We start from the raw sequence: 11,928 nt of genomic DNA, 5'->3' as shown, positions 1-11,928 counted from the left end.
CGCCCCCTCAGAAGCGCGGGATGTCGGGGAAGCGCAGCTCCCCCTGGTGGACATGCAGCCGGCCAAGCTCGGCGCAGCGGTGCAGCGTCGGGAAGACCTTGCCCGGATTCAGCAGCCCGTCGGGGTCGAAGGCGCATTTCAGGCGCTGCTGCTGTCGCAGGTCGGCCTCGTCGAACTGGTCGGTCATCAGGTCGCGCTTCTCCACCCCCACCCCATGCTCGCCGGTCAGCACGCCGCCGACCTCGACGCACAGGCGCAGGATGTCGTTGCCGAATTCCTCCGCCGCCTCCAGCTCGCCCGGCTTGTTGGCGTCATAGAGGATCAGCGGGTGCAGGTTGCCGTCGCCGGCATGGAAGACGTTGGCGACGCGCAGGCCGCAGCGGTCGGACATCTCCTGCATCCGTCTCAGCACCAGCGGCAGCGCCTTGCGCGGGATGGTGCCGTCCATGCAGTAATAGTCGGGGCTGATCCGCCCCACCGCCGGGAAGGCGGCCTTGCGCCCGGCCCAGAAGGCCAGCCGCTCCTCCTCGCTGGTCGAGACACGGGCGTAGCAGGCGCCACGCTCGCGGGCGATGGCCTCCACCCGGTCGATCAGATGGTCGACCTCGGCCGCCGGGCCGTCCAGCTCGACGATCAGCAGCGCCTCGACATCCAGCGGATAGCCGGCATGGACGAAATCCTCCGCCGCGTGGATGGCGGGACGGTCCATCATCTCCATCCCGCCGGGGATGATGCCGGCGGCGATGATGGCGGCCACGCAATCACCACCCTGCTCGCTGGTCGGGAAGCCGAGCAGCACCGCGCGGGCGGTCGCCGGCTTCTTCAGGATCCGCACGGTGACCTCGGTCACCACGCCCAGCAGCCCCTCCGACCCGGTGACGATGCCCATCAGGTCGTAGCCGCCGGCGTCGAGATGCTTGCCGCCGAGCCGGATGACGGTGCCGTCCATCAGCACCATCTCCAGCCCCAGCACATTGTTGGTGGTCAGGCCGTATTTCAGGCAATGCACGCCGCCGGAATTCTCGGCGATGTTGCCGCCGATGGTGCAGGCGATCTGGCTGGACGGATCGGGGGCGTAATAGAAGCCCTCATGCGCCACGGCGTTGGAGATGCCGAGGTTGGTCACCCCCGGCTGAACCGTGACGCAGCGGTTGGCGTAGTCGATGTCGAGGATGCGCTTGAACTTGCCCATGCCGAGCAGCACGCCGTCGGCCAGCGGCAGGGCGCCGCCCGACAGCGAGGTGCCGGCCCCGCGCGGCACCACCTTCACCCCCATCGCCTTGCAGGTCTTCAGCACCTGCGACACCTGTTCCACCGTGCCGGGCAGCACGGCGACCATCGGCAGTTGGCGGAAGGCGGTCAGCCCGTCGCACTCATAGGCGCGCAGCTCGTTCTCGTCGACGATCACGCCCTCGCCCGGGACGATGGCGCGCAGCGCCTCGACGATCTCCCGGCGGCGGGCGATGATTCCGCTGTCCGGCACCGGCATCTTCATCGCGGGCGGTCCTCATCCCGTTGCGGCGAACTCGTCCGCCACACGTACCATCCGCCACGATCCTAAGACAAGACACCCGGCACAAGACGATGCCGCTCCCGATCAAGAGCCCCAAAACGCAAGAGCCGCACCCGAAGGCGCGGCTCTTGCGTAAACACCCGATGACGGAGAGGCTGGGCATGATGCCCGGCCTCGCAGTCGATCGACCCTTGCGGATCGATCAGCCCTGGCGGGCCTTGAAACGGGGGTTCTGCTTGTTGATGACGTAGACGCGGCCCTTGCGGCGGATCACGCGGCAGGCCTTGTGGCGCGTCTTCATCGACTTCAGGGAGTTGACGATTTTCATGATGCTGTTCCTGGACGCTCGGCGGCTCGATTGAAGGCGCGCACCATAGTGCGGTGCCCACCGACTGTCAACGCCCGGCAACGGTCCGGATCCGCATCACCGCCGACCGGCTTTCCGGACGATCGCCGACCGAACGGAACCGGCGATCGCGGGAAACGGAAAACGCGGAACGTACCGGCAGGATTGGAGATAAATGCTTTCTCTCCAATAAAGGGAAGCCGTGAGAGAGGTTTGGCAAATCGCATGGGAGATATACAACCTCCCATCCATAGCCGCCGGCCCGCCACCGCCGGAAGACAATTGCACCCCGGCGTTCCTCGACTTATGCCCGGCCCGTGAATTCCAGCAAGAAACATCACAATTATCGGTGATTACGCAGTATTTATTTGATCATATTGGAATATTCAGAATCAATTCGAATATTCTGCGGTGTATTGCCGCGATGAGTCAGAATGTTGCGCCGCGACATTGAACATATTTTATTTACGATGTAGAGATATCCTCTGACATCAGGCGGCATCCCGTCCGGTTCCCTGCGCGATTACAGCCAAATCCGCCGGTATGGCTGCCGAGTCGCGATGCACCGGTTCGGACACCGCCCCGTTAATGCGCACGGCATGCCGCATCAGGCCGCCTGCGCCGCGCATGATCGAAGGGGGGAACCATGAAGGTCTGGAAAGCACTGACTCTGGCGGCCACGGCCGGCGCGCTGTTCCTGTCGGCCAACACCGCCGAGGCGGCCTATCCGGAAAAGCCGATCACGATGATCGTGGCCTTCGGTGCCGGCGGCGGCACCGACCTGCTGATTCGCGCGCTCGCGCCCTTCCTGGAAAAGCAGCTGGGCGAGGGCAGCCGGGTCGAGGTGGTGAACAAGCCGGGCGCCGGCGGTGAGATCGGCTTCGCCGCCATCGCCGACGCCGCTCCCGACGGCTACACCATCGGCGCCATCAACTCGCCCAACGTCAACGCCATCCCGATCGAACGCCAGGCCCGCTATTCGCTGGACCGGCTCGACCCGCTCTACAATCTGGTCGACGATCCCAGCTCCTTCGCGGTCCACGCCGAGGGACAGTTCAAGACCCTGGCCGACGTGGTCGCCTTCGCCAAGGCCAACCCCAACGGCGTCACCGTCGGCACCACCGGCATCGGCTCCGACGACCATCTGGCGATGCTGGTGTTCCAGCGCCAGGCCGGCGTGACCTTCACCCATGTGCCCTTCCAGGGCTCCGCCGCCAACGAGGCGGCGCTGGCCAACAAGAAGATCATGCTCAGCGCCGTGAACATCGGCGAGGTGATGCAGTACAAGCAGAAGGATCCCGTCACCATCCTGGGCGTGATGTCGGAGCAGAAGGTGGCCCAGGCCCCCGGCGTCGCCACCTTCAAGGAGCAGGGCTTCGCCGCCCTGATGTCGTCGCTGCGCGGCGTCGCGGCCCCCAAGGGCCTGCCGCCCGACGTGCGGACCAAGCTGGTCGAGGCGCTGGACAAGGCGGCCAACGATCCGGGATTCCAGGCCAAGGCGAAAGAGCTCTACCAGCCGATCCGCCTGCTGCCGCCGGAGAAATACGCCGCCGAGCTGGCCGAATCGACCAAGGAGCTGCGCGAGCTGTGGGCCACCAACCCGTGGCTGAAGTAAGCCCCAGGCGAGGCTGACTGGCGGGGCAGCCTCAAGGAGCCGCCCGCAAAGGAAAAGGCGCCGGCGATCGCCGGCGCCTTTCCCCCATCGGGCGCGGCCCCTCACTTCAGCCAGGGCGTCTCGTTCCAGATGGCGCGGAAGGTCGCCTCCTGCACCTTCAGTTCCGCCGCGTAGGGATCGGGGGGCAGCAGGCGCAACGGCTGATAGGCATTGCGGGCGAGATCCTGGAATTCCGGATGCTTCACCGCCTTGTCGATGGCCTCCACCAGCCGGGCGCGGATGTCCGGCGGCAGGCCGACCGGGGCGGCGAGGCCACGGAGCGACGACATCTTCACGTCGAACCCCATCTCCTTGAAGGTCGGGACATCCGGCGCCTGCTCCGACCGCTGTTCGGTCATCACGCCCAGGATGCGGATCGGATCGCCCTCGCGGGCCCGCGCCGATTCGCCGATGTTCATCGAGGTGACCTGGATATGCCGGCCCAGAAGCGCGCGATGGGCATCGGCGCTGCCGGGGAAGGGCACATGGGTCAGCTGGGTCTGGGTCAGGCGCTGGAACATCAGCATCGCCAGATGGTCGTCGGAGCCGATGCCGGTCGTGCCGACCGTCACGTTGTTGGGGTTGGCCTTGGCGAAGGCGGCGACATCGGCCAACGACTTGAAGGGGCTGTCCTTGTGGACCACGAAGGAGCCGGGATCATCGACCAGATTGTAGAGCGGGTCGAGCCGGTCCAGCGCGAAACGCGCATGCCGTTCGATCGGAATGGTCACGACGTTGGGCGAGTTGATGAGGCCGATGGTGTAGCCGTCGGGAGCGGCGTCGGCGATGGCGGCGAAGCCGATCTCGCCGCCGGCACCGGGACGGTTCATCACGATCACCCGGGCCCCATTGCCGAGCTCCTTCTCCAGGAAGGGAGCCAGCGAACGGACGATGAAGTCGGAGCCGCCGCCGGCCGCATAGCCGACGATCAGGCTGATCGGCTTCTCCGGATAGGCGGCCCAGGCCCCGCCGGGCGCCGCCAGCCCGGCGACCGCGGCGATCGCCAAGGCGGTCAGCCGCCGCAACCCGCGCGAAAGGGCGCCGAACCGGCCAGCCCCAGCCGCGGTGGAGGGCGTCGCCGACGATCCACACTGAACGGCGGAATGCGCGTTCATCACCATACATCGCCTCCTTCGGTTCGCATCCGCCCTGCGGCCCGGACGACAACCAAAGGCGGTTCTCCGAACCTGTTCCGGCGAAAATCCGCCGGAAGATCGCCCTGGGTAACCGCCACGGGATGATCGCCCATGCGGATGCGGCATCTTCAAGTTGCTTTTTCCCGGCGGCACCGCGCCGGATCAGCGTCACCCAACGTCATAATCCATCGTATAGGCGTTTTTTCTCAGATCAACCGTCGTTTCGATGTTTCTTGTTGCGGTAGTATATTCTAATAATTGTTTATACATATTTCCACACCCGTCACAGGAACAATCAGGGACATCAGGACCCGGATTCCGTTCTTTTCAGAAAGGCTGTTCCCGACATGACCGTTCACAAGGATTTCGTTCGCCCCGACGCCGCCACGGTCGAGGCACTGCGCGCCCAGTCTCCGGCCACCCTGCACGAGGCGATGGGCAAGAAGGGCGCCATGGGCCACCCGATCAAGCCGCTGTTCCCCGGCATGCGGCTGTGCGGCCCGGCGCTGACCGTGTCCTGCGGGCCGACCGACAACCTGATGATCCACATCGCGGTGGCATTAGCGAAGCCGGGCGACATCCTGGTCGTCGATTTCAAGGGGATGACCGAGGCCGGCCCCTGGGGCGACATCCTGACCGCGTCGGCCGTCGCCCGCGGGCTGGGCGGGTTGGTGATCGACGGCTGCGTGCGCGACGCCGCCACCATCCGCGACATGGGCTTTCCGGTCTTCTGCCGCGGCACCAACATGAAGGGCACCAGCAAGACCGACGCCAAGGGCGACATCAACACCACGATCGTGGTCGGCGGCGTGATGGTGTCGGCGGGCGACATCGTGGTCGCCGACGATGACGGTGTCGTGGTGGTGCCGCGCGATCTCGCCGCCGACACGCTGAAGGCGGCGGCCGCCCGCGAGGCGGCGGAAGAGGCCTATCGCCCCAAGCTGGAAGCCGGCGAAACGACGATCGAGCTTCTGAACCTGAAGCCCTATCTGGACGCCGCCGGCATCACGCTCTGATCCGCCCCGCATCCAACGCCCCTCCCAGCGGAGCCTCCCGCCATGCCCGACATCATCATATCCGAATTCATGCAGCCGAGCGCGGTGGACGAGCTGCGCCGCGACTTCGACGTCCATTATGACGAGACGCTCTACCGGCGCCTGGACGAACTCTATGCGATGGGCGCCGATGCCCGCGCCATCTGCATCCGCAACGAGACCGAGATCCGCGGCGCCTTCTTCGACGCCTTCCCCAATCTGAAGGCGGTCGGCCGGCTGGGCGTCGGGCTGGACAACATCGACGTGCCGGCCTGCCGCCAGCGCGGCGTCGCCGTCCTGCCCGCCACCGGCGCCAACGAGGTTTCGGTGGCCGAACTGGCCATCGCCGGGCTGATGATGCTGGTGCGCGGCACCACCTATTTCGCCACGCCCGACGTGGTCGCCGGGAAATGGCCGCGCGGCCGGCTGATCGGGCGCGAGGTGTCGGGCAGGACGCTCGGCATCGTCGGCTTCGGCCGCATCGGCCGCCTTGTCGCCCGCCGCGCCCAGGGGCTCGACATGACGGTGATCGCCGCCGACCCGCATGTGCCGGCCGACGATCCGGTCTGGGCCCGGACGGGGGTGGAGAAGGTGTCGTTCGACCGCCTCTGGGAGACGGCCGACGCGCTGTCGCTCCACCTGCCCTATACGCCGGAAACCCACGATCTGGTCAACGCCGGGGTGATCGCCCGGCTGAAGCCCGGCAGCATCCTGGTCAATGTCGCCCGCGGCGGCATCGTCGACGAGGCGGCACTGGCCGCCGCGCTGAAAAGCGGCCATCTCGGCGGCGCCCTGCTGGATGTCTACGCGACGGAGCCGCTGCCGGCCGACAACCCGTTCCACGGCGTGCCGAACCTGATCCTGACCCCGCACATCGGCGCCACCACCGACGAGGCGCGGATCCGCACCGGCCACATGATCGCCGACAATGTCCGCGCCGTGCTGACCGGCAGCATCCCGGACACCGCCATCATCTGAGCCGACCGGCCGCTGCGGCGTGACCAGGCCGGCTTGCGGCGGCCGGGCAAAAGGGGGAGAGTCGCGGCCTCCCCCCTCCCGTCCACCGGTCCCGGAATCCTCCCCTTGCGGCTGCTGCTGATCGAAGACAACCGCCGGCTCGCCACCCTGACCGCCGAGGGGCTGGGCAAGGCCGGCTTCGCCGTCGACCTCGTCCACAGCGCGGAGGACGCGTCGGCCGCCCTGGCGGTCGCCGCCTTCGACGCCGTGCTGCTCGACCTCGGCCTGCCCGATGCCGACGGGCTGACGCTGCTGTCGGCGCTGCGGGCACGGGCGGACACCACCCCGGTGCTGGTGCTGACCGCGCGCGACGGGGTGGACGACCGGGTCAGGGGCCTCAACCTGGGGGCCGACGATTATCTGGTGAAGCCCTTCGCGCTGGAGGAGCTGGTGGCGCGCATCCGCGCCCTGCTGCGCCGGCCGGGAGCGGCGCTGGGCCTGGTGCTGCAACAGGGAAACGTCGCCTTCGATTCGGACGCCCGGCTGGCCAGCGTCGCCGGCCGGCCGCTGGATCTGAGCCGGCGCGAGCTGGATGCGCTGGAACTGCTGCTGCGCCGCGCCGGCCGGGTGGTGTCGAAGACGGCGCTGGAGAACGGCCTGTACGGCTTCGGCGAGGAGATCGGGTCGAACGCGGTGGAGGTGCTGATCCACCGGCTGCGCAAGCGGCTGCAAGCCGCGGGCGCAACCGCCGGCGTCCAGACCCTGCGCGGTATCGGCTATATCCTGACCGAAACCCCGGCGGAGACCGGCCCGGAAAGCGGTGGCCCGGAAAGCGGTGGCCCGGAAAACGGTGGCCAGGAAAGCGGCGGAGGGACTGGCGGGGACAGTGGCGGGGAGCGCGGGCGGTGACCGGCCGCCCGCCGTCGCTGCTGGCCGCCATCGCGCGCTGGCTGGTGCTGGTCACGCTGCTGGCGGTCGCCACCACGGCCCTGCTGCTCTATGTCGAGTTCAAGAGCAGCCACGACCGCATGCGCCAGCGCACCCTGTCCGGCGTCGTCCGCGTGATCGAGAAGGCGATCCGTGCGCCGGATGACCGGCTGAACACCGGCCTGCCCGAGTCGGTCCAGGCGATGCTGCGGGTGAACGCCGCCTCCTTCGCGGTGATCGACGCCGACGGCCGGCTGCTGTTCGGATCCGACGGGGCGATCGGGCCGCTCGACCCGACCGCGACGGACCGGGCGCGCAGCGTCTTCCGGGTGCCGGGCCCGACCGCCGGAACGCCGCTCTACGGCCTCAGCCAGCGCATCAGCGTCGGCGGCCGGAGCTATTGGATCCAGGTGGCCTCCGCCGAGGAGGAGCTGCACATCGAATGGCTGCTGGAGGAGTTCATCGAGCATTTCGGCTGGATCTGGCTGCCCTTCGCCCTGATTCTGATCCTGGTCAATCTGGTGATCATCCATCGCGGCCTGCGGCCCCTGCGCCGCGCGTCCGCGCGCGCCGCCGCGATCGGGCCGGACAGCGTGTCGGAACGGCTGCCGGAACAGGGCATGCCGCGCGAGGTGCTGCCGCTGGTCCGCGCCGTCAACCAGGCGCTGGACAGGCTGGAGGCGGGGTACGAGGCCCAGCGCAGCTTCATCGCCGACGCCGCGCATGAACTGCGCACGCCGCTGGCGGTTTTGAACGCCCATCTGGCGCTGATCGGCGCGCCGGGTGCGGCGATCAGCGAGGATGTCGCCGGCATGGCCCGTCTGGTCGATCAGCTGCTCGACCTGGCGCGGCTGGACGCCCTGCGGATCGGCCCGGCCGACTCGGTGGATCTGGCCGGGCTGGCGGTGGAGGTGTCGGCCCATCTGGCACCGCTGGCGCTGGGCCGGGGCCGTCTGATCGAGGTGGTGGGAGAGCTGGCGGCGGACGAGCGGCCGCTGCCGGTGCGCGGCGTCCACGACCCGCTGTTCCGCGCGCTGCGCAATCTGGTGGAGAACGCCCTGTGCCACGCCCCCGCCGGCAGCATGGTCAGCGTCGAACCGGCGCTGTCCGCCACCGGTGCCCCCCTGCTCCGCGTCATCGACCGTGGCCCCGGCGTTCCGCCGGCCCTGCGCGACCACGTGTTCGAACGGTTCTGGCAGGGTGGCCGCGACCGTAGCGGCGGCACGGGAAACGGCGCGGGTGGCGCCGGCCTGGGCCTGTCCATCGTCGCCCGCACCATGGCGGCGCATGGCGGCACCATCTCGGTCGACGACACCCCCGGCGGCGGCGCCACCTTCACCCTGCGCTTTCCGCCCCCCGCCGCCAGCGCTGCGCAAGCCACCCCGTAAGCCCGCCCGTAAGCCCCTTGTAAGTTTGGCGGGATAGACCGGTGGGGAAAGCCCCGTCCGCGGCCGTTCCGGCCAGCGCGATGCGGGGCCCCCCTGACAGGATCACCGCCGATGCTGACCGCCCTCTCCTCCCCGTCCTCGATGCCGTCGCCGTTGCAGAGCCGCCCCACGGCCATGGCCGCCCCCGCCCCGGCTCCCATCGACAGCGATGGCGACCGCGACAACGACACGCAGGAAAGCGCTTCGGCCAAGGCCGCCGAGTCGCCCGGCGGCGCCCCCAGCCTTCCGACCGATCCCAACCGTGGCCGCACGCTCAACATCACCGCCTGACCCGAGCCTGCGTTCCTCCGGAGCCCGTCCGATGCCCACCACCTACAGCGCAACCCAGAAGACCCTGCACTGGCTGATCGCCCTGCTGATCGTCGGCCTGTATCTGCTGACCTTCATCGTGGATATCTACGAGCGTGGGAATCCGATGCGCGCCACCATCTGGTGGCTGCACTATTCCTTTGGTCTGGCTCTGCTGGGGCTGGTCGCGGCACGGATCGGTCTCCGCCTCGCCCGCGGCACCCCCGCCTTGCCCGCCGACATGACGCCGGCCGAGCGCAGCGCCTCCCATGCCGTCCATTTCGGGCTGTACGCCCTGATGCTGGCGGTTCCGCTGATCGGGGTGGTGCTGGCCTGGCTGCGCGGCACCACTCTGACATTCTTCGACCTGTTCACCATCCCCTCCCCCCTCGAGGTGGACCGCAACCTCGGCCGCTCGGTGAAGGAGATCCACGAGCTTGCCGCGAACCTGATCCTGGCGCTGGCCGCCCTGCATGCGGCGGCGGCGCTGTGGCACCATTTCATCCGCCGCGACGGCGTGCTGGCCCGCATGCTGCCCGGCCGGCAGGCGGACGAACATCCCGGCCTCGCCGACTGACCGGACGGAAATCCGGGCGGTTTCTCCACCCGCGCGAGCGCCGGCCCTGTGCGCTCGCGCCTTCAGACGTTATAGTCATTGCCATACATACGCATGGCAATGACCGATGGCAGACCGCAGAATGGCAGGGCAGAGCACGGGGGGACGCGGCCGGAAGGCCGGCGGGATGGCGGGCAAGGGCATGGCGGGCAAGGGCGGAGAGCCGCAAATGGACGATGCCGGCGCCACCGCCGGTCTTCTGCCATTCCCGGACCACCGGCAGGCCCGGACCGATGCCGATGCCGCCGGGTCCGGCGCCGCCGCCGACATGACCGCCGACATGACCACCGCCCCGGACGGCGGAGCCGAGGAGGGGGTGGAGGACGGCGATCCCCACTATCTCGACCACCGCGACCGGCTGCGCCGCCGCTTCCTCGACCGCGGCGCCGACGCGCTGGAGGATTACGAGCTGCTGGAGATGGTGCTGTTCGCCGTCAGCCCCCGGCGCAACGTGAGACCGCTCGCCAAGCTGCTGATCCGGACCTTCGGCGATCTTTGGGGTGTGGTCAACGCCCCGCCGGAAAGGCTGCGCGGCCTGAAGGCCGACGGGGTGTCGCTCGGCACCGACAACGCCGTCGCCAGCGTGCGCATCGTCGGGGCGGCGGCGCTGCGCGCCCTGCGACAGCGGGTGATCGACCGGCCGGCGCTCGCCTCCTGGCAGGCGTTGATCGATTACTGCTCCGCCGCCATGGCGCATGAGCCGACGGAACAGTTCCGCCTGCTGTTCCTCGACCGCAGGAACACGCTGATCGCCGACGAGGTGCAGCAGCGCGGCACCATCGACCACACCCCGGTCTACCCGCGCGAGGTGGTGAAACGGGCGCTGGAGCTGTCGGCCGCCGCCGTGATCCTGGTGCACAATCATCCGTCCGGCGACCCCACCCCCAGCCGCGCCGACATCGAGATGACCAAGGAGATCGTCCGCGCCGCCAACGCCGTCGGCCTCGTCATCCACGACCATCTGGTGATCGGCAAGGGCGGACGGCACACCAGCTTCAAGGCGCAGCGTCTGTTGTGACCCGCGGTCGCCCCCGCTTACGCCCCCGCTTTTCATGCAGCCGCGCCATGCGCCGCCACTTTGCGTTTGCGAATCGGCCGCCATTTTGTTGACCTGACGCTGCCTCCGCAAAAGAATCGACCGACCGCATGTCCTCCTCCCCCCTCTCCCTGAAGCGCCGCAGCCTGCTGATCGGCTGCGGCGCCCTGGTGCTGATGTCCGACCGGGCCTTGGCCGCCCCGGCGGCGCCGCGCCGCCTCAGCCTGAGGAACGAACACACCGGCGAGAGCTTCGACGGCCCCTACCGCGACGGGTCCGGCCCGCTGCCCGACGCCATGACCGACCTCGCCAAATTCCTGCGCGACCACCGCGCCAACAAGGAAGGGCCGGTGGACGTCGGCACGCTCGACTTCCTGGCCGACATCCTCGACGCCGTCGGCCAATCCAAGGCGACCATCCTGTCGGCCTTCCGCACGCCGGAAACCAACGCCATGCTGGCCGCGCGCAGCCTGGGCGTCGCCGAACACAGCCAGCATCTGGTCGGCCGGGCGCTGGACATCACGCTGCCGGCGCGCCTGCCCGACGCGCACCGCAGCGCGCTCGACCTGAAGCGCGGCGGTGTGGGCTGGTATCCGCGCTCCCACTTCCTGCACATCGATACCGGGCCGCTGCGCAGCTGGGAGATGTTCGGCCAGAATCTCGACGGGCTGTTCGCCCCCGGCGCCCGCAGCACCCGCCTGCGCACGGTGTCGCAGCGCATGCAGCTGCACCGCGCGCTGGCCCGCCGGCAGATGCTGGGCCGGAACTGATCGCCTGCCCCCCGGATCTCCCCGGTTCCCCCTGGATCTTTGCGGGAGGGCGGTGTAGGGAAGTCGCCATGACCGACCGCATCGCCCCCATCTCTCCGATGTATTATCCGCCGCTCCCATAGCGCGGCGTTTATCGGTCATACCCGAAACCATGCCGTCGCAAGTCCGGCGGCCATGGTTCTCTTCCCGACAGAGACGGTCTC

12 protein-coding genes are annotated in these 11,928 nt (G+C 68.8%); 9 read left to right on the top strand and 3 right to left on the bottom strand.

Annotated elements, in window-relative coordinates; all coding sequences use genetic code 11:
• Positions 1 to 7 precede the first annotated feature (7 nt).
• Both AZL_RS02630 and ykgO read right to left on the bottom strand, forming a co-directional pair.
• The gene (locus tag AZL_RS02630; protein WP_012973123.1) at positions 8 to 1,495 is read right to left on the bottom strand and encodes an FAD-linked oxidase C-terminal domain-containing protein; all 1,488 of its coding nucleotides are present in this window, start codon (positions 1,493 to 1,495) and stop codon (positions 8 to 10) included.
• A 220-nt stretch (positions 1,496 to 1,715) separates the two neighbouring features.
• Positions 1,716 to 1,841, bottom strand: a complete 126-nt coding sequence (gene ykgO, locus AZL_RS02625) for a type B 50S ribosomal protein L36 (RefSeq protein WP_012973122.1) — start codon at positions 1,839 to 1,841, stop codon at positions 1,716 to 1,718.
• A gap of 664 nt (positions 1,842 to 2,505) precedes the next feature.
• Between ykgO and AZL_RS02620 the strand changes: the two genes are divergently transcribed.
• Positions 2,506 to 3,474, top strand: a complete 969-nt coding sequence (locus AZL_RS02620; RefSeq protein WP_012973121.1) for a tripartite tricarboxylate transporter substrate binding protein — start codon at positions 2,506 to 2,508, stop codon at positions 3,472 to 3,474.
• A gap of 101 nt (positions 3,475 to 3,575) precedes the next feature.
• Here the strand turns inward: AZL_RS02620 and AZL_RS02615 are convergent, their stop codons facing one another.
• Positions 3,576 to 4,634, bottom strand: coding sequence for a tripartite tricarboxylate transporter substrate binding protein (locus AZL_RS02615; protein WP_148219170.1), 1,059 nt, complete (start codon positions 4,632 to 4,634; stop codon positions 3,576 to 3,578).
• A 362-nt stretch (positions 4,635 to 4,996) separates the two neighbouring features.
• On the opposite strand from AZL_RS02615, the gene AZL_RS02610 reads away from it, so the two are divergent.
• The 8 genes from AZL_RS02610 (at position 4,997) to AZL_RS02575 (ending at position 11,725) form a co-directional block, all read left to right on the top strand.
• Positions 4,997 to 5,665 carry a 4-carboxy-4-hydroxy-2-oxoadipate aldolase/oxaloacetate decarboxylase gene (locus AZL_RS02610; RefSeq protein WP_012973119.1) on the top strand — a complete coding sequence of 223 codons (669 nt, stop codon included), beginning with the start codon at positions 4,997 to 4,999 and terminating at the stop codon, positions 5,663 to 5,665.
• Between the two features lie 42 nt (positions 5,666 to 5,707).
• Positions 5,708 to 6,661, top strand: coding sequence for a hydroxyacid dehydrogenase (locus tag AZL_RS02605; RefSeq protein ID WP_012973118.1), 954 nt, complete (start codon positions 5,708 to 5,710; stop codon positions 6,659 to 6,661).
• Between the two features lie 105 nt (positions 6,662 to 6,766).
• Entirely contained in the window at positions 6,767 to 7,549 is a 783-nt protein-coding gene (locus AZL_RS02600) for a response regulator (protein WP_012973117.1), read from the top strand.
• The gene (locus AZL_RS02595; RefSeq protein WP_012973116.1) at positions 7,546 to 8,955 is read left to right on the top strand and encodes an ATP-binding protein; all 1,410 of its coding nucleotides are present in this window, start codon (positions 7,546 to 7,548) and stop codon (positions 8,953 to 8,955) included. Before AZL_RS02600 ends, AZL_RS02595 begins: the two co-directional genes overlap by 4 nt.
• Before the next feature lie 111 nt (positions 8,956 to 9,066).
• Complete coding sequence (locus tag AZL_RS02590) at positions 9,067 to 9,285, top strand: hypothetical protein (protein ID WP_042442402.1); 219 nt, start codon at positions 9,067 to 9,069, stop codon at positions 9,283 to 9,285.
• A 31-nt stretch (positions 9,286 to 9,316) separates the two neighbouring features.
• A complete protein-coding gene (locus AZL_RS02585) occupies positions 9,317 to 9,880 on the top strand; it encodes a cytochrome b (protein WP_012973115.1) in 564 nt (187 codons plus the stop codon).
• Between the two features lie 106 nt (positions 9,881 to 9,986).
• The gene (gene radC, locus AZL_RS02580; RefSeq protein WP_247894255.1) at positions 9,987 to 10,937 is read left to right on the top strand and encodes a RadC family protein; all 951 of its coding nucleotides are present in this window, start codon (positions 9,987 to 9,989) and stop codon (positions 10,935 to 10,937) included.
• 128 nt (positions 10,938 to 11,065) lie between these two features.
• On the top strand, positions 11,066 to 11,725 hold the full coding sequence (locus AZL_RS02575; RefSeq protein ID WP_012973113.1) for a YcbK family protein: 660 nt from the start codon (positions 11,066 to 11,068) through the stop codon (positions 11,723 to 11,725).
• The last annotated feature ends 203 nt before the right edge of the window (positions 11,726 to 11,928 follow it).

The sequence above is a fragment of the Azospirillum sp. B510 genome (genome assembly GCF_000010725.1).
GTDB lineage: Bacteria > Pseudomonadota > Alphaproteobacteria > Azospirillales > Azospirillaceae > Azospirillum > Azospirillum lipoferum_B.
This window is presented reverse-complemented; position numbering and strand designations above follow the sequence as displayed.